The sequence below is a fragment of the Kribbella sp. NPDC048928 genome, assembly GCF_043197975.1.
GTDB lineage: Bacteria > Actinomycetota > Actinomycetes > Propionibacteriales > Kribbellaceae > Kribbella.
Window position 1 is genome coordinate 503,005 of the sequence record NZ_JBICUC010000002.1, and the last position, 24,705, is coordinate 527,709.

Here is a 24,705-nt window from a genome sequence, read left to right on the forward strand (position 1 = left end):
GGGACACCGGGACCGAAGGGCGGACGGATGACTGAGACGCGGCAGGACGGTACGGCGTACGGCGTCGACAGCGAGGTCGGCCCGCTGCGGACGGTGCTGCTGCACCGGCCGGGCAACGAGCTCCGCCGACTCACCCCGCGGAACAACGACAAGCTGTTGTTCGACGGCATCCCGTGGGTCGGCCGCGCGCAGGACGAGCACGACGCGTTCGCCCAGGCGCTCCGCGATCGCGACGTCGAGGTGCTCTACCTCGGTGAGCTGCTGACCGAGTCCCTCAACCACCCGCAGGCCCGCGCGCAGGCGGTGGCCGGGGCCACCGAGGACCTGCGGCTCGGCGACACCCTCCGCGACTACCTGCGGACGTCCCTGGGTGAGCTGGATCCGGCCGCGCTGGCCGAGGCTCTGATGGCCGGCGTCCGCAACGACGAGGTGCACGCAGGTGGGTTGGTCACGTCGCTCCTGGCGCACGAGGACTTCCTGATCGACCCCCTGCCGAACCTGCTCTTCACCCGCGACTCGAGCGTCTGGATCCGGGACTCGGTCGCCGTCACCTCGCTGGCGATGCCGGCCCGGATGCGTGAGACGCAGCTGACCGAGCTGATCTACACGTTCCACCCACGGTTCGCCGGCGTCGACAAGGTGTACGACCACCAGCTGGAGCATGTGGAAGGCGGCGACGTCCTTGCGCTCGGTCCCGGCGTACTCGCCGTCGGGGTCGGGGAGCGGACCACACCGGCCGGCGTGGAGCGCCTCGCGCGACGGGTCTTTACGAAGGGCCTGGCTCATACGGTGCTCGCCGTACCGATCGCACAGCAGCGGGCGACCATGCACCTCGACACGGTCTGCACGATGGTCGACACGGACGCCGTGCTGATGTACCCGAACATGGCCGAGGAGATGCGCGCACTCGCGGTCACCACCGACGGCGAGCAGCTGCACGTCGCGGAGCCCGAGCCGTTCCTGGTCGCGGCGGCCAAGGCGCTCGGCATCGACACCCTCCGGCGGATCGACACCGGCCTGGACCCGGTGACGGCCGAGCGCGAGCAGTGGGACGACGGGAACAACACGCTCGCCCTCGCGCCCCGGGTCTGCATCGCGTACGAGCGCACCGTCGAGACGAACGCCCGGCTCGAGGAGTCCGGGATCGACGTCATCCGGATCTCCGGCTCCGAGCTCGGTTCGGGCCGCGGCGGCCCGCGCTGCATGTCCTGCCCGATCCTGCGCGCGCCGACGACTATGTAAGCCTGGCGACACGCGGAGTGAAATCGGGGCTTGTGGCGGACCGCCATCGTGGGTAATCTTCATGCCTAGGCCCAGGCCCTGTTGCTCCCCCGTCAGCAGGACTTGGGCCGTCCACGTTTCTTGGCCCGATTTTAACGATCATGGCCTAGACCACTGTAAGCAGTACGACGCCCACCCCGGCACCTGCCGAGGTGGGCGTTGTCGCGTTCGGGTACCGAGTCAGCGGATGGTCAGCTGCCGGCTGGCGAGCCCGGCCTTGGCGGCTCGTTCGTCGGTCGTGAGCGGAGCGTCGGTCGCCAGCGCCTTCTCGAGCGCGGCGGCGAACTCGGCGGCCGGCTTCTCGACATCGGCCGCCTGGGTGCCGGCGGGCAGCTCCCAGACCGGCGCGAGAACGCCGAGGGCGCGGAACGAGCCGATCAGGCGGCTGCCGTCGACGAGCGCGGACGAGCCGGCCGCGTGCAGCCGGGCGAGCGCGTCGAGCAGGGTGTCCTCGGTGTGCGGCAGCACCCAGCGCAGGTAGATGCGGTCGCCGATCTGCGTCCAGTACGCCGCATCGACCGACTCCAGGCGCACCGTCGGAGCCGCCGCGGCGTTCGCGCGCTCCAGGCCGGCCGCGACCTCGCCGGTCGGGTCCTCGACGTTCTCACCGACCCAGTAGTCGAAGCCCTCGTGGACCTTGACCTCGAGCGGCTTCGTGGTGTCGATCAGGTCCTGCAGGCGCGGGCCGTCCTTCATCAGGTCACCGAGCTGGATCGGGTTCCCCGGCTCGGTGTGCAGTGCGGCGGTGATCGCATGCCCGAGGTCGCGGCTCGGGTCGCCGGAGGAGGCGTGCGTCTGCAGGCCGATCCAGATCGAGTCGTCGTCACGCACCAGGCCGGGCATCGCCATCGGCAACAGGGTGACCAGGTTGACGGTCTTCCCGGCGTACTGTGCGTCGACTTTTTCGCCGGCCAGCTCGACCTGCACAGTCCCGGACGGCACGATCTCGCGGAACGCGATCAGGTCGCACTCGGCCGGCAGACCCTCGAACGGCCGGACGACGAACGCGTCAGCCGCCTGCGCCCGCTCCTTGCCGTGGCACTGCTTGAACCGCTTGCCCGAACCGCACGGGCAGGGTTCCCGGGGCCCGACGTCTTCCAGGTCGGCCGGGTCGAGCGTGACGGTCGGAGTGGTGTTCTTCGCGCGCTGCCGCGACTTCTTTCCCATAACCCTGCAGTCTTGCAGCCAAGCCCACCCGGGGGCCAACCAGGCCGCCCGTCAGTTCGGGACGGTGGCGTGCACGGTGCGGTGGGTCGCGGCGGTCCGAACGTCCCAGGTGGAGGTGAGTACGTCGACGATCGCCAGGCCGCGGCCGCCGATCGACTCCGGGTGCGGGTCGGTGATCCGCACCGGTTCGGTGTCGCCGCGGCCGTCGGTGACCTCGACGTGGATGCCGGCCTTGTCGATCCACCAGGCCGCGCGGACCTCGCCGCCAGGGAGCGGCGGGGCGTAGCGGATCGCGTTCGAGAGCAGCTCGGAGAGCACGAGCTGGGCGTCGGCGGAGGCGTTGCGGGCGACCCGGTAGCGCTTCAGGTAGACGCCCAGACGGCGCCGGGCGTCCGCTACCGCGGACACTTCGTGCGGCAGTACGACGTCGACGACGCTGACGTCGGCGGGCAGGGTCGCAGAGGACAAGCAGGGCTCCTCGGTCATCGGTTCAGCCACAGGGACTTCTGCCCACGATCCCGGCCCGGAAAACACCCGCGCTTATTCCGTTACATAGCCTCTGCGATGGCCCGCCTAAACCGGCGAAAACCGTAACGAAATCGACGGAATTGAACGTTGCAATAACCCGCCGCATTCACGTCGTTACGTATCCGCACCGCGTGACACAAGCCACACAATTCAGCCCGGATGTGTCACAAACCTGCAGGTCAGGTGGGACGTCAGACGTCTTCGGCCAGAACTTGCAAGGCCAGGTCGGGGCGGTCGCTGATGACGGCGTCGACGCCGAGGTCGCGGCAGTGCCGGACGTCGTTCTCGGTGTTCACGGTCCAGACATGGACCTGATGCCCGTGTTTCTGCGCCTTGTCGACATAATCCGGCTGCGTGGTGACGATCTCCAGGCTCGGTCCGGCGTACGAAACGCCGGCCGGCAGCGAGCCGTCCCGGAAGCGCAGCGGGATGCGATCCATCAGCAGGACCGTCCGCAGGCCGGGCGCGGCGGTACGCATCCGGCGCAGCGACAGCCAGGAGAAGCTCATCACCCGGACCGGCGACTCCGTTCCGGGCCGCGGACGCGCCCAGCCGAACCGGTCGAGGGCCTCGACCAGGCGGCGTTCGACGCGGCCGGCGTACCGGGTGGGGTGCTTGGTCTCGATCGCCAGCTCGATCGGCCGGCCCGCGTCCCGGACCGTCGCTAGCAGCGTCTCGAGGGTGAGCACCCGCCGTCCGTCGGCACCGGTCGGCCCGGCGTTCTCGTCGAGGTCCGCCCACGGGCGCTTCCACGAGCCCCAGTCGTACGACTCGAGCTGCGCGAGGCTCATCGTGGAGAGCACGCCCTGACCGTTCGAGGTGCGCTCGATGGTCCGGTCGTGGACACAGACCAGGTGCCCGTCCGCGGTCAGCCGGACGTCACACTCGAGTCCGTCCGCACCGAATTCGATGGCACGCCGGTACGCCGCGAGGGTGTGCTCGGGCTCGACCGCACTGGCTCCGCGATGGGCGACGACGCGCGGGAGTTTCCGCATGACCAAACTCTTTCACACCCGGGGCGGATGCTGGGCCCGCCACCTGACGGGCCCAGCAGACTCAGGCGGTGACCTCCTGCAACTCGGCGGTCCGGCCGGACGGGCGCGGCAGGCCGTAGTGGTCGCGGAGCGTCGTGCCGGTGTACTCCGTACGGAACAGGCCGCGCGCCTGCAGGATCGGGATCACCTCGTCGACGAACGTGGCGAGGCCGGACGGCAGTACCGGCGGCATCACGTTGAACCCGTCCGCCGCGCCGGCCTCGAACCAGTGCTGGATCGCGTCCGCGACCTGCTCGGGCGTACCGGTGAACGTCCGGTGCCCGCGTCCTCCGCCGAGCCGGCCGATCAGCTCGCGGACGGTCAGCTTCTCGCGCCGGGCGAGCGTCACGATCAGCGTGTAGCGGCTCTTCGCGCCCTCGATCTCGTCCTCGTCGGGGAGATCGGCCGGCAACTGCTGGTCGAACGGCAGGTCCTCCGGCGAGACCCGGAGCGTCCGCGCCAGCTGCAGCCGCGCGTACTCGGGCCGGATCAGCGAGTCCAGCCGATGCTCCAGCCGCTCCGCCTCCGCGACCGTGGACCCGATCACCGGAACGATCCCGGGCAGGATCTTCACGGTCGACGGGTCCCGCCCGAGCGCCACGGCCCGCGCCTTCAGGTCCTGGTAGAAGTCCTGCGCGTCCTCCAGCGTCTGCTGCGCGGTGAACACCGCCTCGGCGTACCGCGCCGCCAGTCCCTTGCCGTCCTCCGACGACCCGGCCTGCACGATCAGCGGATGCCCCTGCGGCGATCGCGGCAGGTTCAGCGGACCGCGGACCTGGAAGTGCCGCCCGACGTGGTCGATCGGCACCACGCGCTCCTGGACCGCCCAAACGCCCTCGGCCTTGTCTGCCACCGCCGCATCGTCCTGCCAGGAGTCCCAGAGCCGGTACGCGACCTCGAGGAACTCCGCCGCCCGCTCGTACCGCTCCGCGTGCGCCGGCTGATCCGCGAGGTTGAAGTTGCGTGCCGCCTCCGGACCCGCTGTGGTGACGACGTTCCACCCTGCACGACCACCGCTCACATGGTCGACGCTGGCGAACCGCCGGGCCAGGTTGTACGGCTCGTTGTACGTCGTGGATGCGGTCGCGATCAGCCCGATCCGGGACGTCACGGCTGCGATCGCAGTGAGCAACACGGTCGGCTCCAGCGAACCGGCCGGCCGCCGCCCAACGTTCCCGAACAGCACCGGCGAGTCCGCGAAGAAGATCGAGTCGAACAGTCCACGCTCGGCGAGCTGCGCCAGCTTCTGGTAGTGCGCGACCGAGGTGTTCGCGAACGGGTCGCTCTCCGGCAGCCGCCAGGACGCCTCGTGGTGACCGGTGCTCATCAGGAACACGTTCAGGTGCAACTGCCTACTCATACCGATACTCCCAAGGCGTCGAGAAGCCGCGCACGAACGGCGGCGAATCCTGGATCGGCCGCACTCCGCGGCGGGGTCAACGTGATCGTCTCCTCGGTGACGATCCGGCCGGCGTCGAGCACGATCACCCGGTCGGCCAGCACGATCGCCTCGTCGACGTCGTGCGTGACGAGCAGTACGGCGGGTTGATGCGCCTCGCACAACTTCCGCAGCAGCACGTGCATCTTCAACCGGGTCAGCGCATCGAGAGCACCGAACGGCTCGTCCGCGAGCAGGAGCTCCGGCTCCCGTACCAACGACCGCGCCAGCGCGACCCGTTGCTGTTCACCGCCGGAAAGCTCGTTGGGCCAGGCGTTCTCACGTCCGGCCAGCCCGACCTCCTCCAGACTGCGCAGACCACGTTCCGCGGAACCGTTGAGACCGAGGACGACATTGTCGAGCACCTTTGCCCAGGGCAACAACCTTGAATCCTGGAAGACGACCGAGACGTTCTGCGGTACGGCGAGTCCACCGGTCCCGTCGACGTCGTGGTCGAGCCCCGCCAACGCCCGCAACAGCGTGCTCTTCCCGGATCCGCTCTTTCCCAGCAGCGCCACGAATTCACCCGGCGCAATGTCCAGATCGAGCCCGTCCAGAACGGCGCGGTCGTCGTACCGGCGGACGAGATCACGGACCTGAACGGTTACGCGCCGGGCCGGAGGCGCGGCCATTATGCAGCCAGTGTGCGTCGCCATGAGAGCGTCCTCCTCTGGATCAGGCGGACGACTGCGTCGGAGAGCAGGCCGAGGATGCCGTACACGACCAGGCCGACGATGATGATGTCGGTCTGTCCGTACGTGCGGGCCAGCTCCATCATGTAGCCGATGCCGCTGGTGGAGTTGATCTGCTCGACGACGACCAGCGACAGCCACGCGCCGGTGACCGCGAACCGCAGCCCGAGCAGGAAGCCGGGCAATGCTCCCGGCAGCACGACCCGGCGGATGAACTCCCAGCGCGACAGGCCGACGGTCTGCGCGAGTTCGACGTACCGGCTGTCGATGGTGCGCAGGCCGTTGTGGGTGTGGATGTAGATCGGTACGAACACCCCGAGCAGGATGGTGACGACCTTCATCGACTCACCGATCCCGAGCCACAGGATCAGCAGCGGCAGCAGCGCCAGCGACGGGATCGCGCGCTTGATCTGGATCGGCCCGTCGAGCAGCGCCTCACCGAGCCGGGACAGGCCGGAGACCAGCGCGAGGCCGACCCCCAGCACGATGCCGAGAGCGAGGCCGAGCAGCGCACGCTGGGCGGACGTCCAGAGGTTCGACTGCAGGCGGCCGTCGGCGATCAGGTCACCGGCCGTGCTCACCACCGTCCAGGGCGCGGACAGTACTCGTTGGTCGATCCAACCGGTGGCCGAGCCGATGCTCCAGATCACCAGCAGCAGTACGGGTCCGATCGCGGCCCCGAACCTGATCGGCTTCCCGGGCCCGAGCCGCCGACGGCGTACGACGGGACTCGCAGCGGCCCGGGAGCGCAGGCCGGGCAGGGTTGTCGCGCTCATTTGGCGCCTCCCTTGATCGCGTCCGCGGCAAGCGTCTGGAAGCGCAGGTCGTACAGGTCCTTGGCCTGGATGACCTTGTTGCCGGTCTCCTTGGCGAGCAGGTCGATCGTCTCCTGCTGGCGCTGGATCGCGTCGCTCCAGTCCGCCGGGATGTCCGGGTGGCCGGCGTTGTCCACGAGCCACTGCCCGTCGGCCTCGGTCAGGCCCTGGTTGTCCACGTAGTACCCCTTGATCCATTCCTTGGGGTGCTTGTCGATCCAGTCCTGCGCGACGGCCCAGGCGGCGACGTACGCGCGGATCGCGGCGGCCTTGCCCGGATCCTCCAGCGACTCCTGGACGACGTACAGGTGGCCGGCGTCGTCGCGGATGCCGTGCGGGATCGCGGACGCGCCGTCCTTGCCGTACTTCGTCAGGTAGCGCTTGATCTGGACGCCGCCGATCGGCGCGACGTCGACCTGCTTGCCGGACAGAGCGTTCGAGTACACGTCACCGGTGCTCGGCAGCTCGACCAGCTTGACGTCGTCCTTGGTCAGACCGGCCTTCTTCAGGACCTTCAGGATCAGCGCGCCCTGCGCCTGGCCGGGGCTGTACGCGATCTTCTTGCCGCGCAGGTCGCCCAGCGTCTTCACCGAGACGCCCGGCGCGACACCGAGCTGGTAGATCGGGTGCGCCAACGGATCCTTGCGGAACTTCGAGGCGACGATCTTCACGTGCAGGCCGGTCCAGGTCGCGTGGATCGGCGGGATCTCCGCGACCGAGCCGAGATCGAGCGCGTGCGCCCGGAACGCCTCGGTGGTCTGCGGACCGCCGCTCAGGTTCGCGAACTGGACGAACTTCGACACCTTGCCGAGCTGGCCGGACAGCTTCAGCGCTACCTCGGTGGCGGGATCTCCGACGACGATCTTGGTGCCGTCCGGAACGGTCGTCGGCAGGGCGGCATCGAGCGAGAGCTTGGCGGCCTTGTCGCCGTCGGCCGTGGCGTTACTGCCGCAGCCCGCGACGACGGCGAGCAGGGCGAGGAGTGGCAGGAGAAGTTTACTGGACATGGTGTGCTTTCGCGTAGGTGCCGTCGTGGTAGAGCAGCGGCTCGTGCTCACGGCGTTCGGTGTGGGTGGCCAGGCGGGCGACGACCAGGCAGTGGTCGCCGACGGCGAAGCGGTGCTCGACCTGGGCGTGCAGGAAGCTCGGCGCCTCGTCGAGGACGGGTTCGCCGGTAGCCAGCCGCGACCAGCGGGTCGGCTCGGCGAAGCGGTCGATGCCGCTGGTGGCGAACCGCCCGGCGATCGGGTGCTGGTCGGCGGACAGGAAGTTGATCACCAGGCTTTCGGCCGTACTCACGGTCGGCCAACTGGACGCGCTGGTGGCGATCGCGAACGAGACCAGCGGCGGCAGCAGGCTGACCGAGACCAGCGAGGTCGCGGTGAAGCCGGCCGGGCCGTGGCCGGCGTCCGCGGTGATCACCACGACGCCGGCGGCGTGGCGACGGAACACGGACTTGTAGACGTCGGCGTCCACGATCCGCTCCACAGTGCGGAGTTCTGGGCGGTCGGGCACCACGGACAGGGCAGGACGATGCAACGCAGGAACGGACATGACTCTCCCTTGGGGAGGAAGGGGTGTACGGCGAGAGTTCGCCGGAGTGAGGGGGCCGCGCGTCAGCGACAGGTGGCGCTTGCCGTCCGCAGGAGATCGATGACGCGACGGCGGGTGAGGTGGGTCGTCGTCATGTCAGCTATCTTCGCACCATTGTCTATCGGCTAACTAGACAATCTCGTGATCCGGACTCACACGCCGGAACGCCGATGCGTTCTACTTGCGTGATGACTATCGGGTTGCCGCCGTTCCAGGCACTGGTCGACGCGCACTGGCGAGACGTCGCCAGGCTCGCGCGTGCGATGGCCGGGCAGGACGGCGACGACGTGGCGCAGCGCGCCTGGGAGAAGGCGTACGCCGCGTACCCGACGCTGAAGTCGGCGAAGAACCTGCGCAGCTGGCTGCTCACCATCACCGCCCGATGCGCGACCGACGTCCACCGGGCACGGAAACCGCAGCGCCCACTGGAGGACGCGCCGCCGGTCGCGGTCCAAGGCCCGGAGGCCGCGGAGTGGCCGGACCCGGATCTCTGGCGAGCGGTGAACGAACTGCCGGAGCGGCAACGCTTCGCGGTCACGCTGAAGTACGTCGGCGACCTGGACCACCACGGCGTGGCCGCCGCCCTGGACACCACGCCCGCCGCGTCGCGCCGGCTCGTCAGCGACGCGTTGGCGGCCCTGCGTACGAAACTCGGAGTACACGATGACTGATCTCGAGAGCCGGCTGACCCGGCTCGGCACCACTGACTTCAAACCACCCGTCCTGCCGGACGCCGACGTCGCTTACACACTGCACGACACCCCGATCGGCACGATGCTGCTCGCGATCGCGCACGGGCGGGTCGTCGCGAGCTCGTTCGACGACGAGGAGACGATGACCAACCGGCTTGCCCGCGCGGTCTCTCCCCGGGTGCTGCGGCAGGCTCGACCGCTGGACGACGTACGGCGGCAGCTCGACGAGTACCTCGACGGGCAGCGGCAGACGTTCGACCTGGACATCGACCTGGTGCTCGCGTCGCCGTTCCAGCGGCTCGTACTGGAGGACCTGCCGGAGCACACCAGCTACGGCCGTACGACGACGTACGGCGCCGTTGCCGTCGGCATCGACAAGCCGAAGGCGGCGCGCGCGGTCGGTACCGCACTGGGCGCGAACCCGGTGTGCGTCGTGCTGCCGTGCCACCGGGTGATCGGCGCGAGCGGGGCGCTCACCGGATATGCCGGCGGCCTCGACGCGAAGCGTTTTTTGCTGAATCTGGAAGCAAAAAGCTGACGTTTCCGGAATCGTCCGGAATGGTTTTAGACTCGCTGGACAAAGGAGCAGATCCCCAGTGTGGAGTGGGGATCTGCTTCTTTACACGTCAGCTAGTTTGCGGGGCTGTGGATCTCCAGGATCAACCTGCGGCGGCCGCCCCATTCGCGTTTGTAGACCTTGAAATCGTCGATTCCGGCGGCTGCGCAGAGCCGGCCGTAGCTGATCTCGTCGTGGATGAAGTGCACGCTGCTGCGGTCGTCGTCGTGCTCGGTGGTGACGATCCGGTGCTCCGGTCCCTGGCGCATCCCGTTGGCGATCTCAGCCGCCGTCGCGGGTCCCCAGTACGGGCCCTCGATGATCGCGATACCGCCCGGCTTCAGCACCCGGGAGATCTCGCAGATCGTCGAGAGCTGCTCGTCCTCGGCAAACAGTTCGTGGAACGCGGTCCACAGGCAGATCACCGCGTCGAACGAGTCCCACTTGTACGGCAGGTCGGTCATCGAGCCGATCGCCCAGTCGATCGCGAGCTCCTCCTCGGCGGCCTTCGCGCGGCCCGCCTCGAGCAGGTTCGGCGAGATGTCCAGGCCGCGCACGACCTTCCCGGCCCGGCGCAGCGGCACCGCGATCCTGCCGTACCCACAGCACAGGTCGAGGACCGTCTCGCGACCGTCCAGCAGTTCCTCGACCGCCGTCACAATCGCCGCGTCCCGCTCAGGCGTCGTCCGGGCCGCAAGCCCGTCGGCCCCCAGCTCCGCATACTCGGCCCGGCTACGCAGTGCGGAATTCAGCATGCCGCCAGTATCCCGGCTACTCCGGGTCAGCTGTCCACCACCCAGCACCGATCAAACCTGGGCGGTGGGGCGGCGGAGGCGGCCGAGGACGATGGCGGCGATGATTGAGACGAGGATCGAGGTGTAGGTGGCGCCTAGCCAGCCGGGGACGGGATGGTGGGCGAAGAGGGCCTGCTGGATGTCGGTCCAGAAGGGGGACCAGCCGGCGACGGTGCCTGGGTTGACCAGCTGGTACGCGATGAAGCCGATCAGCCACGCGACGGTCGGTTGCCAGCGGAACTTCGATGTACTGGAGACGTCCCACTTCATCTTGCTGACCACGAAGAAGTCGGCGATCGCGACCGCGAACAACGGGATGAAGACCGAGCCGATCAGGTACAGGAACTGGGTGTAGTTGCCCAGGTCAATGAACAGGGCGATGCCGGTGGCAACAACCCCGATCGCGACCGAGATCCACCGGCGGTCGATGTGCCCGACGAGGTTGTGTACGGCCATGGTGGTCGAGTAGACGTTCGCGTACGCCTCGTCGACCTCGTCCACCAGCAGGACGAGCAGCGCGATCGCGCCGGCCGGCAGGGTGACCAGTGCGGTGATGACGTCATCGCTGTTGGTCTGCAGCGTCGCGACGGCGACCACTCCGAGTGCGTAGTACCCGATCGCGGCGAGCCCGTACCCGAGTGCGGATCCACCGAATGCTGCCTTGTTGGTCCGCGAGTGCCGCGTGTAGTCCGCGGCGAGGGGTGCGAAGGAAACGACACCGGCCGCGGCCAGGTCGACGGCCGGCCAGAAGCCGAACACCTGGTCCTGCGGCAGTGCGTGCGACGGCTTGCTGAGCACCTGTACGAACAGGAAGACCGACGCCGCGAGCACCAGCCAGACCATGAACTTCCGCAAGAGCTTGACGCTGCCCAGCGGACGTACCGCCATCGTCGTCGCGATGATCCCCGCGAGTACGACGAACAGCCAGCGCCAGCGTTCGCTCGTGACGGCGACCGCGGCCTGCGAGATCACGATGATCTCCATCGTCGCCCAGCCGACGTTCTGTGCGATGTTCAGTACCGTCGGCGCCATCGAGCCGCGCCGGCCGAACAGCCCCCGCAGACTCGCCATCGCGGGTGCACCGGTCTGCGACCCGAACACGGCCGCGCCGCCGAGCACCAGCGCCCCGATGCCACAGCCGACGACGACCGCGAGCAGCCCCTGCCACAGCGACCCGGTGTACGCCGCGACGAGCGCACCGGTCACCGGGCCGAACAGCGAGATCCCGAAATTGCCCCAGAGCGTGAACTGGTCGAAGAATCCGAGCGTCCGCGGCGCATCCGTGGTCAGAACGAGCGGCGCCTCGGTGCCGGAGGCTGGACGGACAGCTGTATCGGTCATGAGTGACCCCACTCCCTACGCCGGCATTACCCGGTCAGGTTCAGGCGGTCGGCGACCCAGCTGTCGCCCTCTCAGCCCGCGCATCTCGGTGCGAGCTCCCGCATAGGTTGGTGCTGCGAGTTTAACGCGTCAGCTAGTTTCCGGAAGGGCGGCTGCTCGTTCTATGAGCGCGGCGACCTCCGGGCCGTTCGTGACGATCGGTACATGCGCGCCGGTCTCGAGGGTGCGTGCCTCCCCGTGACTGAGCTCCGCGAGCCGCTCGACCCACTCCGCCGTCGACAGCAGGTCGTGCCGGCCGCGGACGATCAGCACCGGCGCCCTGACCTGTGAGATGACCTCGGCGAGGTCGTGGTGCCGGGACGCCTCACCGGCGCGGGCGATGCTCGGCAACGTCGTACGGGCGTACTGCGGTGTCACGGCTCGGATCAGCTTCGGTGAGTCCGGTACGGCGGAACCCAGCCAGCGCACTGCTCTGTCGACCCAGCTGGACATCCGGGCGTCACCAGCCGGCGCGACCAGCACCAGGGCGTGCACCAACTCGGGGTAGCGGACCGCTGTCTCGACGACGATCTGGCAGCTCGCCGAGTGGCCGACCAGCACGGCCCGCTCGCGGATCTTCCCGGCCAGCGCTACCGCGAGCGCACGCGGGTGCAGGTCCTCACGGGAGCCTGCCGGTTCGCCGTACCCGGGGAGAGTGACCACGTGGTACGACGAGACCAGATGCTCGACTGTCCTTGCGTATGACTCGGGGCCGAGGCCCAGACCCGGTACGAGGACGACAGGTGCGCTCACTCCCACGGAGCCTTGGCAGGGGGAGCGGTGACGACCGGGTTCGCCACGTCCGGCTTCAGCTCGCGGTACCCGAGGAAGAAACCGACTGCGAGGACGAGGAGGCCGAAGCCGCCCCAGCCGTAAGCCGTGGGCAACCGGTGGACCGCGCCGTCGTTGCCGCCGAGACCTGTGGACAGCACGATGATCAGCCAGACCAGGATGGGGACGGCGGACACCGCAACCAGCAGCAGGCCGACCAGCTCGACCGCGTCCGGGTTGCGCCCGACCTTGCGGCGGGCCAGTACGTCGCGGAGCCACATCGCCAGCGCGGCGACTCCGACGACCACGAGCAGCAGCTGGCCGATCGCGTCCAGCACGTCCGTACGCAGAGGGTGGTTGAGCGGCGACCCCGGCGCCTGGGAGATCTCCCGGAGCGCAACCCGCTGGACCGTCAGGACGAGCAGGCCGTAGATGGTGGCGATGAACGTCGCCAGCCCGACCACGCGGGCGGCTCGCAGGTCACGCGGTGCATCCTGCCGTCCGTAGGTCGGGAGCTGATGCGGCTCCGGGGCCGCGGGAGCCCCGTACGGTGCACCGGGGCGGTACGCCGGGGGCTGGTGATAGGCCGGGTTGCCCTGGGGTGGTGGCTGGGATCCGTAGGGCTGCGGTGACGCGTACGGGAACTCCTCCGACGGCTTGTCGGAGTCGCCGCCGCGTCCGTACGTCGGGAAGTCCTGTGACGACATCTGCTGCTCCTCCCGTCGTACCCAGTCTGTCAGGTGGCCTTGATCGTCGGCCAGGCGTTCGGCAGGCAGCCGGCCAGGCCCTTGGTCTGCTGCATCATCACCGGCGCGGGGGTCTTCGGCTTGGTGCAGGTCGAATGCCCGTGGCCGAGCGCGTGGCCGACCTCGTGGTTGACCAGGTAGCTGCGGTACAGCTCGACGTTGCCGTTGAACTCCGGGATCGCGTAGATCCAGCGCTTCGCGTTCAGCACCACGCGGTCCTCGACGCGGCAGGAGACCTCACCGCCGGTGTCGAGCGGGAGACACAGCTTGTCGGTCAGCGTCGGCGTCGCCAGGATGATGCGCAGGTCGGCGTCGGCCTTGTCGGTCCGCTCGAAGCTGACCGGGTGCAGCGCCTGCCAGCCGCGCGGGTCCGTCAGCGTCTTGTGGATCGCCGCGGCCACAGCAGGGCCGTTCACCGTCACGCCCTGCTCGATCTCGACGCGGTACGTCATCTTGTCGCGGAGGCCGTTCGCCTTGCTGAACCCCGGCACCACGGCGAGCTTCCCGGTCGACACCATGACGTTCGGCTTCGCGCCCTTGGGCTTACGCGTCAGAGTCGGCGCCGGACGCAACGGAGTGGTGAACTTCTGCGTAGGCGTCGCAACCGGGGCCGGCGTGGGCGTGGGCGTCGTGACGGTCTTCTCAGCCACGTTCTCGACCCCAGCGACAGCCTGCGCCGCCAGACTGCTGCGGTGCGCCACATCCGGATGCGCCACCACCACAGTCCCCAGCACCGCCAACGCAGTCACCACAAGCCATTGCCCCTTGTAAGACTTCCGCCGACTGTGCCGCCCACGCATCGCGGTCTTCTGGCCACGCCGCGGGGAGGTCATGGGGCCTCCCGGTCCGGACTGAGGAGCGGAGGGAGCGAAGCGACCGGAGTGACGAGGGAAGACCGGGAGCAAAGGCCCCATGACCACGCCGGCGCCGGAGGCCCGGCCAAAAGCACAGTCATGACACTTGACCCTACCGATACCTGCCGACGCACGAAAGTGCGGTTCTGTTAAGCCGTGCGGGTGCGGAGGAATTTGCCGAAGTGCGGGACTGTGAAGGCTACGGTGCCGCGTTCGGCGGAGAAGACCAGGCCTTTCTTGATCAGGCCGTCGCGGGCCGGGGAGAGGGACTGGGGTTTCCGGTTCAGGGTGCCGGCGACCTCGGAGGTCGGGACGGAGCCGTCGTCGACGCCGATGCCGAGCTCGGCCATGGCGCGCATGTACTCGCGTTCGGCGGGGGTGGCGCGCTCGTACCGGGAGCCGAAGAAGCCGACGGTCAGCTCGGCCGAGGCCTCGGGGCCTGCGACGGCCACGTCCTTGATGGTGATCGGTGAGGTCGGTGCGTGGTCCCAGGTGGAGTGCGCGAACGCCTGTACGAAGTACGGGTAGCCGTCTGTCTGCGCGTACAGCTCGTCCAGCGCTTCCTCTTCGTACTGCACGCCTTCGCTCTCCGCGGGGATCATCAGCGCCCGGTCGCATGCGTCACGCGCGAGGCGGTCGACGCGGATGTAGCGGAACAACCGCTCCGAGTAGGACTTGCTTGCGGACAGTACGGCCGGCAGGTGCGGCAGGCCCGCGCCGACGACGACCAGCGGCGCACTCTGCTGCGAGATCTCGTGGCAGGCGGCGCACAGCGCGGACAGGTCGTCCGAGCTGATGTCCTGCATCTCGTCGATGAACAGCCCGACCCCGACGGTCAGGTCGCCGGCCAGGTCCGCGGCGTCGGTGAACAGCTCGATCAGGTCCATCTCCAGGTCACCGGAGTCGGCCCGCCCCTTCGCCGCGGCCACGTCGACCGGTGGATGCCAGCGGATGCCCTTGCGGTCGTTCGCCGCCGTACGGAGCGCGAACGCCTTCAGTACGGCGCTGAACTGGTCGACCTTCTCGTCGTCGCGGTGCCGGTGCCCGAGCTCCCGCATCGCGGTGTGCAGCGCCTGCGCGATCGGCAGCCGGATGCTCTGGTCCGGTCGCGCCTCGATTTTCCCGGTGCCCCAGGCGCGCTTGATCGCCTGCGAACGCAGTGTGTTGAGCAGCACCGTCTTGCCCACGCCCCGGAGTCCGCTGAGCACCAGACTCCGCTCCGGTCTGCCTGCCGCGACCCGCTCGAGCACCACCTCGAACTGCCGCACCTCGGTGTCGCGTCCGGCCAGCTCAGGCGGCCGCTGACCGGCGCCGGGCGCATAGGGATTCCGGATCGGATCCATGCTTTCACTGTATGGGCCCGTCTAGCGTTTTCCGTAGATTGACCGATCAACGAGCAGAGCGTGTCGCTCGCGGTGTCTACAACTCTCTAGTGAAATGACTAGAAAGCGATAGACACCACGATCAAGCGGAAGACCATTAAGGTGCGGCCATGGTGGAGTGGGCCCCGCAGGCGGGGGCGTTGTACGAGCGGGTGCATCAGCAGTACGTCGGCGGCGCGCGCAAGCTCGAGGCGCTGATCAACGAGCTGATCGGCGAAGAAGAGGGCATCAATTACCTGACCGCGACGGCCCGGGCCAAGGATCCGGAGTCGTTCCTGGCGAAGGCGTCGAAGCCGCACCCGGACGATCCGGCCCGGCCGAAGTACGACGACCCGCTGAACCAGATCACCGACCTGGTCGCGGCCCGGGTGATCACGTTCCTGGTCGAGGCGGTGGACCGGGTCTGCGAGGTGATCGAGGAAGAGTTCGAGATCGTCGAGCACACCGACATGGGCGCGCACACCCGGGCGCAGGGCGTCTTCGGGTACGCCAGCAAGCACTACCTGGTACGGCTGAACGAGCACCGTCGCGAGCTGCCCGAGTACGCCGTACTCAAGAACCTGGTGATGGAGATCCAGGTCCGGACCGCGGTCCAGCACGCGTGGGCGGAGTTCGAGCACGACATCCGGTACAAGCTGGACATCCCGACGGGCCGCAAGCCGGAGTTCGACCGGCGGTTCCTGCTCGCCGCGGCGCTGATGGAGCTGGCCGACAACGAGTTCACCGAGATCGACCGGCTCTACCGCGAGCTGGCCGCGACCGCGGAGGACAAGGCCCCGCTGGACCTCACCACGCCGACGCTCACGACGTACCTGAACCGCCGCTATCCGGATGCACCGCATGCGAAGACGACGCACTACGCGTGGATCCTGGGCATCCTGCACCGGCTCGGCGTCACCACCGAGGAGGAGCTCACCGAGCTGCTCACAGGTATCGACAGCAGCGCAGTACAGGCAGCCATGACCCACCGTGCCCCGGCCGGTACGGTACGGCGCTTGGACGACGACCTGCTCGCGGCCAAGGGACCTGCCTACTTAGAACTGTTCCCCGAAGAGGAGCGCCGCCAGAAGATCCTCCGCGGCCGGCTCAAGGCCTTGACCCGCGCCGGCCTCATCCGGCCTTGACGAGGTCCTCTGCCGTACGCCGTGCCCATGCACTCGTGGTCACGACACCCAGGGCGAGCACCAGCACCCCACTGCCCGCGATGATGAACCAGCAGAGCTGAGCGGCGCTGACGAAACCTGTCTCGAACGGACCGACCAGACGGGCGGTCAGCACGGTCCCGGCCACCGCGACGCCCAGTGACGCACCAACCTGGCGGCTGGTGGACGCGATAGCTGCAGCCACACCGGCCTGCGCACGTGGCATCCCGGAGACGGCGGCGTTGGTAATAGGTGCGTTCAGCATGCCGAAGCCGAGTCCGAAGACCAGGTAGGCGGCCAGCAAGTGCACAGTGGCAGTACTGGCGGTCAACTGAGACAGGACCAACCCGGACACGGCCAGCATCGCTCCCGCGACCACGAGGGGTACACGTGGACCACGGTGGCCGACCAGCCACCCAGAGATCGGTGCGAACACCACGGTCATCGCAGCCATCGGGAGCGTCAGCAGACCGGCATGCAGTGCAGTAAAGCCACGTACCGACTGCAGATAGAGCGAGTTCAGGAACAGGAACGCCGACAACGCCGAGAACCCGCACACCGCGATCAGTGTGGCTCCCGAGAACGGTGCGCTCCGGAAGAACCGCGGGTCCAGCAACGGCTCCTCCCGGCGACGCTCGTAGTACACGAGCGACACCAACGCCGCGACGAACACGACGAAGCACCCGATGATCAGCGGCGACCCCCAACCCGCGGACCGGCCCTCGATGATCCCGTACGTCAGCCCTCCGAGCAGCAGTACGACGAGCACCTGCCCGACCGGGTCGATCCGCCGCGCCACGGCCGCCCGCGACTCCGGTACGAAGAACGCGGTCATCAGTACGGCGGCCACCGCGACCGGCACGTTGATCCAGAAGATGAACCGCCACCCTGCTGCGTCCACGAGCGTGCCGCCGACGACCGGGCCGACCGCCATGCTGAGCCCGACCACACCACCCCAGACGCCGATCGCCTGCGCCCGCTCGCGCGGGTTCGTGAAGGTGTTGGTGATGATCGACATCGCTACCGGGTTCAGCATCGAGCCGCCGACCGCCTGCAGCGCCCGGAACACGATCAGCAGGTCGATGGTCGGCGCGACTCCGCACAGCAACGACCCGATGCCGAAGAGCACCAGCCCGGCCTGGAACGTCCGCCGCCGGCCGACCCGGTCCGCCGTCGATCCGGACACCATCAGCAGGCTGGCGAGCACCAGCGTGTACGCGTCGATCGTCCACTGCAGCTTCGCGACCGAGGCCCCGAACTCGGACCTGATCGTCGGGAGCGCCAGGTTCACGATCGTCGAGTCCAGGCCGACGATGAACAGGCTGGAACAGCAGATCGCCAGCACCAGCAGCCGCCGCCTGCGCGTCAACTCCTGCACCCGGATCCCTCCATCAGTTGAAGACTGTACTAGTCGATCCGGCGACCCTTCCGAGGTGTCCAGGAAAACGGTTTGACGGACTGTCGGCGGGGCCGCCTACGCTTGTTGTATTCGCCTGGTCAGGCTCCCTTTTCAATCCCTCTATGCCTCTTTGTGAGACGTCATGTCGTTGCGCCTCATTCCGTTCGCCGATCCGGGTGTGCCAGACACCCGTTCCGGCCTCCGACTCATTCTCTGGCTGGAGCACCAGCAGCTCCGCGGGCAGGCGCTCGCGGTGTTCTGGGGTCTCGTGTACTTCGGCGGTATCGCCGCGGCCCCGGTCGCGGTCGGGCTCGCCGTGCAGGCGGCCATCGATCTGTCGTGGCCCAAGCTCATCCTGAGCGGTGCGCTGCTGCTCGCCTTCGGTGCGGCCAAGGCCGCCGCCGACTCGTTCTTCCACCAGGCCGTCGTGACCAACTGGATCAGTACTGCGGCGCGCCTGCAGCAGCTGCTGTTCCGTAAGGCCGCGGAGCTTGGCTCGCTGCTGACCCGCCGGATCGCCGCCGGTGAGGTCGTGCAGGTGAGCAGCGGCGACGTCGAGAAGATCGGCTGGTTCGTCGAGGTGCTGGGCCGGTTCGTGGCCGCGCTGCTGACCTGCTTCGCGGTCGTCATCGGCCTGCTGCTGTACGAGCCGCGGCTCGGTCTCGTGGTCGCCGTCGCCGTCCCGGTGCTGGCGTTCTCGATCGTCCCGCTGATGGGTCCCGCGGAGCGCCGCGCGGACGAGCAGCGGGCCAAGGGCGGCCGGGCCACCGAGCTCGCCGCCGACACCGTCGCCGGTCTGCGCGTGCTGCGCGGCATCGGCGGTGAGCAGCTGTTCCTGGAGCGCTACCGCGACGCCTCTCAGGAGTACCGGAGCAGTGCGGTGCGCAGTGCCCGGATGTGGTCGCTGATCGCGGCCCTGCAGGTGCTCCTGTTCGGCCTGTTCCTGGTGCTCGTGGTCTGGATGGGCATCCGGCTGGTGACCTCCGGCCACATCTCGGTCGGTGAGCTCGTCACGACGTACGGGTTCATCACGTTCATGCTCGTGCCGCTGCACACGTTCGAGGAGACGGCGAGCGCGTTCATCTTCTCGAAGGTGTCCGCACGCCGGGCCGCGCGGGTGCTGGCGCTGCAGCGGACCGACGAGACCAAGGGCACCGCCGAGGCCCAGCTGCCGGAGGGCGACCTGCTGGACCCGGTCACCGGGCTGCACGTCCCGGCCGGGAGCTTCACCGCGGTCGTCAGCGGCAACCCGGACGCCGGGGGTCTGCTGGCCGACCGGTTGGGTGGTCACAGCCCGTCGGCTACCGACGAGGCCTCCGTGCTGCTCGACGGTGTCGCGCTGGACGACCTCCCGCTGGACTCGGCACGGACGGTGGCGCTGGTGCAGGACAAGGACCCGGTGCTGTTGTCCGGGACGGTGCGCGACCTGTTCGACGTGCCGGCCAGCGGTGCGGTCTCACCGGAGACGGCGCTGGACGCAGCACAGTGCGGGGACATCCTCGACGTACTGCGACAGACGCTGCCCGCTGGTCAGACCGACGCCATGAACGCCGTGCTGACCGAGCGTGGCAGGTCGCTGTCCGGTGGTCAGCGGCAGCGCGTGGCGCTGGCGCGTTCGCTGTACGTCGACCCGCAGGTGCTGGTGCTCGACGAGCCGACCAGTGCGGTCGACGCGCACACCGAGGCGCGGATCGCTGACGGCCTGCGGCTGCTGCGGTCCGGCCGGACCACCGTGGTGTTCACGTCCAGCCCGCTGATGCTGGACCGCGCGGAGCGAGTGGTGTTCGTGCCGGACGGCCGGGTGGCCGCTGTCGGTACGCACCAGGAGCTGCTGCACAGCAACACGCAGTACCGCGCTGTTGTCACCCGTGAAGAAGAAGCAACGTTCGAGGAGTCAGTGTGAGGCGCCCAGAGTACGACCCGGCAGCCCCGCAGGAAGTGGTGCGGCTCCCGGTGGCGCAGGGCGCGACCGTGCGCGCGTACATCAAGTCGCTGTTCCGCCGGCACCGCCGTCAGTTCCTGTGGCTGACCGCGGTGAATGCGGTGGCTGCGCTCAGCGGCATGGTCGGTCCGTGGCTGCTCGGCAACGTCGTGCAGAAGCTGTCCGAGGGCCGCACCGACGTGAAGCTGCCGTCCGTCGTGATCGGCTTCGTGATCGCGCTGGCGGTGCAGACCGTGTTCGTGCGGCTGACCCGGCTGCGCGGCGCGGTGCTCGGTGAGGAGATGCTCGCGGACCTCCGTGAGGACTTCCTGGTCCGCGCGGTCGGCCTGCCGCCGGGCGTACTGGAGCGCGCCGGCACCGGTGACCTGCTGTCCCGGATCACCACCGACATCGACCGGCTGTCGCACGCGATGCGCGACGCCGTACCGCAGCTGACCATCGCCGTCATCTGGGCGGCGCTGCTGATCGGCGCGCTGATCGTGACCGCGCCGGCGCTGGCTGTGGCGGTCGTGATCGCGACACCGATCCTGATCATCGGCGGCCGGTGGTACTTCCGCCGTGCGCCCTCGGCGTACCGGTCGGAAGCGGCCGGGTACGCCGCGGTCGCCTCGGCGCTGGCCGAGACGGTCGACGCCGGCCGGACCGTCGAGTCGCACCGGCTCGGTGCTCGCCGTATCAACGTCGGTGACACCCGGATCGGCCAGTGGGTCGCCTGGGAGCGATACACGCTGTATCTGCGGATGATCCTGTTCCCGATCATCAACATGACGCACACGGTCGCGCTGGCCGCGGTGCTGGTGATCGGTGGCGGGTTCGCGATCCAGGGCTGGCTGACGGTCGGTGCGCTGACCACCGGTGCGCTGTACATCCAGATGCTCGTCGAGCCGGTCAACATGATGATCCGCTGGTACGACGAGCTCCAGGTGGCGCAGGTGTCGCTGGCACGGCTGGTCGGGGTCCGTGAGGTCGAGGAGGCTGCCGCGGCCGGTGAGGACGAGCCGGACGGCCGGACCGTACTGGCCGACGACGTCCGCTTCGGGTACCTGGAGGGTCGCGACGTACTGCACGGCGTGACGCTGACGGTCGAGCCGGGCGCCCGGGTGGCGCTGGTCGGGCCGTCCGGTGCAGGCAAGTCGACGCTGGGCCGGTTGCTGGCCGGCATCTACTCGCCACGCGTCGGTGACATCACCCTGGGTGGTGCGGCGCTGGACCGGATGTCTGCCGAGCAGGTGCGCAGTCACGTGGCCCTGGTGAACCAGGAGCACCACGTGTTCGTCGGCAGCGTGCGGGACAACCTGCGGCTGGCCAGGGAGAGCGCGTCCGATGCGGAGCTGTGGGCGGCGCTGCGGTCGGTGGACGCCGACGGCTGGGTCGCCGGGTTCGACGACGGTCTGGACACCGAGGTGGGGTCCGGTGGGGTCTCGCTGACTCCGGCCCAGGCGCAGCAGGTCGCACTGGCCCGGCTGGTGCTCGCTGACCCGCACACCCTGGTCCTGGACGAGGCGACCTCGTTGATGGACCCGCGCGCGGCCCGGCATCTGGAGCGGTCGCTCGCGACCGTACTGGAGGGCCGGACCGTGGTGGCGATCGCGCACCGGCTGCACACCGCCCACGACGCCGACGTGATCGCGGTCGTCGAGGACGGCAAGATCGTCGAGCTCGGCCCGCACGACGAGCTGGTCGACGCACAGGGCGCGTACGCCGCCCTCTGGCACTCCTGGCACGGCGACCGCTGACCGACCGCTTGCGTCCGAAGAATCGAGGTCCAGAACCCTCCGATCTTCGGACGCAAGCGACCTCGGGGGCGTGTGAGGATGGCGATGTGCTGCTGACGACGCTGTTCTCTCTGCCCACCACGCTGGCGCGCGACATCGACGACGAGGGCCGCATGCTGGTCCTGTACGACGGCACCGGCACCCGCCAGGTCAACGAGGTCGCCCCGGACGGCACCTGGCGTGCACTCACCGACCTCGGCGACACCTGCCGGGGCGCCCGGTTCGTCCCGGGCAGCAGCCAGGTGGTCGTGGAGCACGACACCGGCGGCAACGAGCGCGGCCAGCTGTCGATGCTCGATCTCACCGACGAGGGCCTGCCCGCGCTGACCCCACTGGTGCACGACGAGGAGTACATCCACCACCTGGTCTCCGCCGGCGCCGGACGCATCCTCTACACCACGAACCGCCGCAACGGCGTCGACTTCGACCTGATCTCCCGCGACCTCACCACCGGCCGCGAGACCGCCCTGTACGACGCCGGCGGCTGGGTGATGGCCGTCGACCCGTCGCCGGACGACAAGTGGGTCGTCCTCTCCAAGGCCAGCAGCCCGGCGAACTCGATGCAGTTGCTCCTGGTCGACACGTCGAGCCGGGCGGTCACCGAGCTCACCGCAGAGGACGCACACAACGACCAGGGGCCGGTCGCGTGGCTGCCGGACTCGTCCGCGTTCCTCGTCTCGAGCAACGCCGACCGCGACCGGATGGCCCTCCGCCGGTACGACATCAGTGATGCCGCCTGGACCGACCTCCTGGTGGACGACGCACGCGACCTGGCCGGGTGGCCTTCACCGGATGGCGAGCACCTGCTGGTCGCCGTACTGGAGGACGGGGAGGTGTCGCTGGCCCTGCATCGACTCGACGACGGGTCCCCGATCGCTCCGCTCGACCTGCCGGCCGGTGGTTGTGCGGCACTGACCGTGGCCGCGCCGGATCCGATCTGGTCACCGGACGGGTCGTTCGCGGCGATCACCTACAACTCGCCGGTCACACCGCCGACCGTGTTCCGGTTCGTACCGAACGGTGAGCTGACCGCGATCGACACCATCGACGCTGTCGAGGTCCCGGCCGAGCTGCAGCATCCGGAGAGTCTGCGCGTCCCGTCGTTCGACGGCGAGCAGGTGCCGGTGTTCGTGTTCCGGCCGACCGCTCCGAACCTCGGCTCCACGGTGGTCCACGTGCACGGCGGTCCGGAAGGCGCCGCGATGCGGATATGGAGCCCGATCATCTCCTCGCTGGCCGGCGAGGGCCACACGGTCGTCGTACCGAACGTGCGGGGCTCGGCCGGCTACGGCAAGCGCTGGTACTCGCTGGACGACCGCGAGCTCCGGCTGGACTCGGTGAAGGACCTGGCCGCGATCAACGCCTGGCTGCCGACGATCGACGCGGACCCGCAGCGCGCCGCGCTCTGGGGCGGCTCGTACGGCGGGTACATGGTGCTCGCGGGCGTCTCGTTCCAGCCGGAGCTGTGGGCAGCCGGCGTGGACATCGTCGGGATCGCCTCGCTGGTGACGTTCCTGGAGAACACCTCGGACTACCGCCGGGCGATGCGGGAGCGCGAGTACGGCTACCTGGCCACGGACCGGGAGTTCCTGCAGTCCGCGAGCCCGCTGAGCCGCGTGGACGACATCCGGGCTCCGCTGTTCGTCATTCACGGCGCCAACGACCCACGCGTGCCGCTGTCCGAGGCCGAGCAGGTCACCGAGGCGTTGACCAAGCGCGGCGTCCCGTGCCAGCTGCTCGTGTACCCGGACGAGGGACACGGGCTGGCCAAGCTCACGAACCGCCTGGACGCGTACCCACAGGCATTCAGCTTCCTGCGAGACCACTTGGCGTGAGTGTGCCGGCGGTCGCGTTGAGCCGTACTGGCAGTCCGAGCGGTACTGCGAGGTTCAACGCCTCGTGGCCGATCGCCGCACCCTCCACCATCGGGACGCCGAGCGGCTCGAGCCGTTCGCGGATCGTGTCGTCGAGGCCCTCACCGCCCTGGCTGAAGTCTCCGATCACCAGCCCGGTCACCTGGTCGAACCACCCGGCGCGCAGCAGCTGAGTGAGCAGCCGGTCGGCCTGGTACGCCTCCTCGTTCACTTCCTCGAGTACGACGACACCAGCCGGCGGGGCGTACGTCGGCGTACCGACGTTTGCTGCCAGCAACGCCAGGTTGCCGCCGCGCAGCTGGCCCTCGGCAACACCGCCGACCACTGTGCTGGCACCACGTGGTGCCAGCAGGTCGGTGACCGTCTCCGGCTCGAACAGCAACGCCCGTAGGCGCTCCCGCCCCTCAGCAACGGCCAACTGCTCTACAGCAGCAGCCATCGGCCCGTGGATAGTCACGAGACCACGTGCGTTCAGCGGCTCGTGCAGCGCGGTGATGTCGCTGAACCCGACAAACCACTTCGGCACTGCGGCCAGCTCGTCGAAGTCGACGTACTCGACCATCCGCTGCACGCCGTACCCGCCACGCGCACAGAACACCGCGGCGTACTGCGGGTCGAGCCAAGCGCTCCGCAGGTCCTCGGCGCGGGCCTTGTCCTCAGCAGCCAGGTACTTGAGCCGCTCATGTCCATCCAGTACGGCCGGCATCACCTGAACGTCCAGGCCCCAGGACCTGAGGTACTCCGTCCCAGCTGCGAGCCGTGCGCCGTCCACCCGCCCGGACGGCGCCACCACAGCGACCCTGTCTCCACTCCGCAGCCGCTGCGGCAGCACCACGTTCTTCACGCCGCA

Annotated in this window: 24 protein-coding genes and 1 riboswitch; of the genes, 7 read left to right on the plus strand and 17 right to left on the minus strand. The window is 69.0% G+C overall.

The window, feature by feature from the left end:
• Positions 1-27 precede the first annotated feature (27 nt).
• Positions 28-1,242, plus strand: coding sequence for an arginine deiminase (locus ACGFI6_RS09310; RefSeq protein ID WP_393116644.1), 1,215 nt, complete (start codon positions 28-30; stop codon positions 1,240-1,242).
• Between the two features lie 219 nt (positions 1,243-1,461).
• Here the strand turns inward: ACGFI6_RS09310 and ACGFI6_RS09315 are convergent, their stop codons facing one another.
• From ACGFI6_RS09315 to ACGFI6_RS09355, 9 genes are all read right to left on the minus strand, one after another.
• Positions 1,462-2,448 carry a DUF5926 family protein gene (locus tag ACGFI6_RS09315; protein WP_393116646.1) on the minus strand — a complete coding sequence of 329 codons (987 nt, stop codon included), beginning with the start codon at positions 2,446-2,448 and terminating at the stop codon, positions 1,462-1,464.
• A gap of 51 nt (positions 2,449-2,499) precedes the next feature.
• Entirely contained in the window at positions 2,500-2,916 is a 417-nt protein-coding gene (locus tag ACGFI6_RS09320; protein ID WP_393116648.1) for an ATP-binding protein, read from the minus strand.
• A 251-nt stretch (positions 2,917-3,167) separates the two neighbouring features.
• Complete coding sequence (locus ACGFI6_RS09325; RefSeq protein ID WP_393116649.1) at positions 3,168-3,971, minus strand: glycerophosphodiester phosphodiesterase; 804 nt, start codon at positions 3,969-3,971, stop codon at positions 3,168-3,170.
• A 61-nt stretch (positions 3,972-4,032) separates the two neighbouring features.
• The gene (locus tag ACGFI6_RS09330) at positions 4,033-5,370 is read right to left on the minus strand and encodes an LLM class flavin-dependent oxidoreductase (RefSeq protein ID WP_393116651.1); all 1,338 of its coding nucleotides are present in this window, start codon (positions 5,368-5,370) and stop codon (positions 4,033-4,035) included.
• On the minus strand, positions 5,367-6,104 hold the full coding sequence (locus tag ACGFI6_RS09335; protein WP_393116653.1) for an ABC transporter ATP-binding protein: 738 nt from the start codon (positions 6,102-6,104) through the stop codon (positions 5,367-5,369). The genes ACGFI6_RS09330 and ACGFI6_RS09335 overlap by 4 nt, the downstream gene beginning before the upstream one ends.
• Positions 6,080-6,916 (minus strand): ABC transporter permease, encoded by an 837-nt coding sequence (locus ACGFI6_RS09340; RefSeq protein WP_393116655.1) that lies wholly within the window; start codon positions 6,914-6,916, stop codon positions 6,080-6,082. Before ACGFI6_RS09340 ends, ACGFI6_RS09335 begins: the two co-directional genes overlap by 25 nt.
• Positions 6,913-7,962 (minus strand): ABC transporter substrate-binding protein, encoded by a 1,050-nt coding sequence (locus ACGFI6_RS09345; protein WP_393116657.1) that lies wholly within the window; start codon positions 7,960-7,962, stop codon positions 6,913-6,915. The genes ACGFI6_RS09340 and ACGFI6_RS09345 overlap by 4 nt, the downstream gene beginning before the upstream one ends.
• A complete protein-coding gene (locus ACGFI6_RS09350) occupies positions 7,952-8,509 on the minus strand; it encodes a flavin reductase family protein (protein WP_393116659.1) in 558 nt (185 codons plus the stop codon). The genes ACGFI6_RS09345 and ACGFI6_RS09350 overlap by 11 nt, the downstream gene beginning before the upstream one ends.
• 62 nt (positions 8,510-8,571) lie before the next feature.
• Positions 8,572-8,643, minus strand: coding sequence for a putative leader peptide (locus tag ACGFI6_RS09355; protein WP_350281628.1), 72 nt, complete (start codon positions 8,641-8,643; stop codon positions 8,572-8,574).
• A 93-nt stretch (positions 8,644-8,736) separates the two neighbouring features.
• On the opposite strand from ACGFI6_RS09355, the gene ACGFI6_RS09360 reads away from it, so the two are divergent.
• Both ACGFI6_RS09360 and ACGFI6_RS09365 read left to right on the plus strand, forming a co-directional pair.
• Positions 8,737-9,219: an RNA polymerase sigma factor gene (locus ACGFI6_RS09360; protein WP_393116661.1), complete on the plus strand. Its 483-nt coding sequence runs from the start codon at positions 8,737-8,739 to the stop codon at positions 9,217-9,219.
• The gene (locus ACGFI6_RS09365) at positions 9,212-9,778 is read left to right on the plus strand and encodes a methylated-DNA--[protein]-cysteine S-methyltransferase (protein ID WP_393116663.1); all 567 of its coding nucleotides are present in this window, start codon (positions 9,212-9,214) and stop codon (positions 9,776-9,778) included. The genes ACGFI6_RS09360 and ACGFI6_RS09365 overlap by 8 nt, the downstream gene beginning before the upstream one ends.
• A 92-nt stretch (positions 9,779-9,870) precedes the next feature.
• Here ACGFI6_RS09365 and ACGFI6_RS09370 read toward each other — a convergent pair whose 3' ends face one another.
• The 6 genes from ACGFI6_RS09370 to ACGFI6_RS09395 form a co-directional block, all read right to left on the minus strand.
• Positions 9,871-10,551 (minus strand): class I SAM-dependent methyltransferase, encoded by a 681-nt coding sequence (locus tag ACGFI6_RS09370; protein ID WP_393116665.1) that lies wholly within the window; start codon positions 10,549-10,551, stop codon positions 9,871-9,873.
• A 51-nt stretch (positions 10,552-10,602) separates the two neighbouring features.
• Positions 10,603-11,931, minus strand: coding sequence for a purine-cytosine permease family protein (locus ACGFI6_RS09375; RefSeq protein WP_393116667.1), 1,329 nt, complete (start codon positions 11,929-11,931; stop codon positions 10,603-10,605).
• A riboswitch (TPP riboswitch) is annotated at positions 11,927-12,043 on the minus strand. (Overlaps the previous gene by 5 nt.)
• A gap of 17 nt (positions 12,044-12,060) precedes the next feature.
• A complete protein-coding gene (locus ACGFI6_RS09380; protein WP_393116669.1) occupies positions 12,061-12,723 on the minus strand; it encodes an alpha/beta fold hydrolase in 663 nt (220 codons plus the stop codon).
• Positions 12,720-13,448, minus strand: a complete 729-nt coding sequence (locus ACGFI6_RS09385; RefSeq protein WP_393116670.1) for a hypothetical protein — start codon at positions 13,446-13,448, stop codon at positions 12,720-12,722. The genes ACGFI6_RS09380 and ACGFI6_RS09385 overlap by 4 nt, the downstream gene beginning before the upstream one ends.
• Before the next feature lie 29 nt (positions 13,449-13,477).
• Positions 13,478-14,320, minus strand: a complete 843-nt coding sequence (locus tag ACGFI6_RS09390; protein ID WP_393116672.1) for a DUF3152 domain-containing protein — start codon at positions 14,318-14,320, stop codon at positions 13,478-13,480.
• 170 nt (positions 14,321-14,490) lie between these two features.
• On the minus strand, positions 14,491-15,684 hold the full coding sequence (locus ACGFI6_RS09395; RefSeq protein ID WP_393116674.1) for an ATP-binding protein: 1,194 nt from the start codon (positions 15,682-15,684) through the stop codon (positions 14,491-14,493).
• A 149-nt stretch (positions 15,685-15,833) separates the two neighbouring features.
• Between ACGFI6_RS09395 and ACGFI6_RS09400 the strand changes: the two genes are divergently transcribed.
• Positions 15,834-16,847, plus strand: coding sequence for a GTP pyrophosphokinase family protein (locus tag ACGFI6_RS09400; protein WP_393116676.1), 1,014 nt, complete (start codon positions 15,834-15,836; stop codon positions 16,845-16,847).
• Here ACGFI6_RS09400 and ACGFI6_RS09405 read toward each other — a convergent pair.
• On the minus strand, positions 16,834-18,243 hold the full coding sequence (locus ACGFI6_RS09405; RefSeq protein WP_393116677.1) for a DHA2 family efflux MFS transporter permease subunit: 1,410 nt from the start codon (positions 18,241-18,243) through the stop codon (positions 16,834-16,836). The genes ACGFI6_RS09400 and ACGFI6_RS09405 overlap by 14 nt on opposite strands.
• A gap of 163 nt (positions 18,244-18,406) precedes the next feature.
• Between ACGFI6_RS09405 and ACGFI6_RS09410 the strand changes: the two genes are divergently transcribed.
• The 3 genes from ACGFI6_RS09410 (at position 18,407) to ACGFI6_RS09420 (ending at position 23,816) form a co-directional block, all read left to right on the plus strand.
• Positions 18,407-20,167 (plus strand): ABC transporter transmembrane domain-containing protein, encoded by a 1,761-nt coding sequence (locus tag ACGFI6_RS09410; protein WP_393116679.1) that lies wholly within the window; start codon positions 18,407-18,409, stop codon positions 20,165-20,167.
• Positions 20,164-21,942: an ABC transporter ATP-binding protein gene (locus tag ACGFI6_RS09415; protein WP_393116680.1), complete on the plus strand. Its 1,779-nt coding sequence runs from the start codon at positions 20,164-20,166 to the stop codon at positions 21,940-21,942. The genes ACGFI6_RS09410 and ACGFI6_RS09415 overlap by 4 nt, the downstream gene beginning before the upstream one ends.
• Before the next feature lie 86 nt (positions 21,943-22,028).
• A complete protein-coding gene (locus ACGFI6_RS09420) occupies positions 22,029-23,816 on the plus strand; it encodes a S9 family peptidase (protein ID WP_393116682.1) in 1,788 nt (595 codons plus the stop codon).
• Here the strand turns inward: ACGFI6_RS09420 and ACGFI6_RS09425 are convergent.
• Positions 23,788-24,699 carry an LD-carboxypeptidase gene (locus ACGFI6_RS09425; protein ID WP_393116684.1) on the minus strand — a complete coding sequence of 304 codons (912 nt, stop codon included), beginning with the start codon at positions 24,697-24,699 and terminating at the stop codon, positions 23,788-23,790. The two genes, ACGFI6_RS09420 and ACGFI6_RS09425, sit on opposite strands and share 29 nt — an antisense overlap.
• Positions 24,700-24,705 lie beyond the last annotated feature (6 nt).

Bases quoted from the DNA above. Each gene is read 5' to 3' on its own strand.
- ACGFI6_RS09310 (WP_393116644.1), top strand. From the start codon at position 28: ATGACTGAGACGCGGCAGGACGGTACGGCGTACGGCGTCGACAGCGAG.
- ACGFI6_RS09315 (WP_393116646.1), bottom strand. From the start codon at position 2,448: ATGGGAAAGAAGTCGCGGCAGCGCGCGAAGAACACCACTCCGACCGTC.
- ACGFI6_RS09325 (WP_393116649.1), bottom strand. From the start codon at position 3,971: ATGCGGAAACTCCCGCGCGTCGTCGCCCATCGCGGAGCCAGTGCGGTC.
- ACGFI6_RS09330 (WP_393116651.1), bottom strand. From the start codon at position 5,370: ATGAGTAGGCAGTTGCACCTGAACGTGTTCCTGATGAGCACCGGTCAC.
- ACGFI6_RS09335 (WP_393116653.1), bottom strand. From the start codon at position 6,104: ATGGCGACGCACACTGGCTGCATAATGGCCGCGCCTCCGGCCCGGCGC.
- ACGFI6_RS09340 (WP_393116655.1), bottom strand. From the start codon at position 6,916: ATGAGCGCGACAACCCTGCCCGGCCTGCGCTCCCGGGCCGCTGCGAGT.
- ACGFI6_RS09345 (WP_393116657.1), bottom strand. From the start codon at position 7,962: ATGTCCAGTAAACTTCTCCTGCCACTCCTCGCCCTGCTCGCCGTCGTC.
- ACGFI6_RS09350 (WP_393116659.1), bottom strand. From the start codon at position 8,509: ATGTCCGTTCCTGCGTTGCATCGTCCTGCCCTGTCCGTGGTGCCCGAC.
- ACGFI6_RS09360 (WP_393116661.1), top strand. From the start codon at position 8,737: ATGACTATCGGGTTGCCGCCGTTCCAGGCACTGGTCGACGCGCACTGG.
- ACGFI6_RS09365 (WP_393116663.1), top strand. From the start codon at position 9,212: ATGACTGATCTCGAGAGCCGGCTGACCCGGCTCGGCACCACTGACTTC.
- ACGFI6_RS09370 (WP_393116665.1), bottom strand. From the start codon at position 10,551: ATGCTGAATTCCGCACTGCGTAGCCGGGCCGAGTATGCGGAGCTGGGG.
- ACGFI6_RS09375 (WP_393116667.1), bottom strand. From the start codon at position 11,931: ATGACCGATACAGCTGTCCGTCCAGCCTCCGGCACCGAGGCGCCGCTC.
- ACGFI6_RS09385 (WP_393116670.1), bottom strand. From the start codon at position 13,448: ATGTCGTCACAGGACTTCCCGACGTACGGACGCGGCGGCGACTCCGAC.
- ACGFI6_RS09390 (WP_393116672.1), bottom strand. From the start codon at position 14,320: ATGACCTCCCCGCGGCGTGGCCAGAAGACCGCGATGCGTGGGCGGCAC.
- ACGFI6_RS09395 (WP_393116674.1), bottom strand. From the start codon at position 15,684: ATGGATCCGATCCGGAATCCCTATGCGCCCGGCGCCGGTCAGCGGCCG.
- ACGFI6_RS09400 (WP_393116676.1), top strand. From the start codon at position 15,834: ATGGTGGAGTGGGCCCCGCAGGCGGGGGCGTTGTACGAGCGGGTGCAT.
- ACGFI6_RS09410 (WP_393116679.1), top strand. From the start codon at position 18,407: ATGTCGTTGCGCCTCATTCCGTTCGCCGATCCGGGTGTGCCAGACACC.